The sequence below is a fragment of the Cobetia sp. SIMBA_158 genome (assembly GCF_046566945.1).
In the GTDB taxonomy this organism is placed as follows: domain Bacteria; phylum Pseudomonadota; class Gammaproteobacteria; order Pseudomonadales; family Halomonadaceae; genus Cobetia; species Cobetia amphilecti.
In genome coordinates this window covers 1-277 of sequence record NZ_JAWJYL010000276.1, presented here as the reverse complement: position 1 = coordinate 277, position 277 = coordinate 1, and the positions used below count along the sequence as shown (strand labels likewise).

Annotated in this window: 1 pseudogene; it reads right to left on the bottom strand. The window is 66.8% G+C overall.

Going from position 1 to position 277, the window contains the following annotated elements:
• A pseudogene (locus tag R2R70_RS19960) lies at window positions 1-277 on the bottom strand (hypothetical protein); the annotation flags it as partial.

Below are 277 nucleotides of genomic sequence, written 5' to 3'. Positions count from 1 at the left end.
CGGTCCCCACGAGCGTATATACGCCGGGCTCGCATGCCGGAATGAAGTCGAGCGCGATCGACTGATGACGATGCGGCTTTTGCACGCTGTGCGGCGCGATCATGCCGAACATCGCCCACAGCGAATGCGTGACGGTGCGCGTCTGCGGAAAATGGCGATTGCCGAGCAGCACGCTCACGCGATTGCGCTGCGCGGCGCCCGGCGCGCTGGCCACTTTCGCGAGCTCGGCCTGAGCCCGCGCAGCCGGATACAGCGTCGGCGTAAAACGCGCCACGTC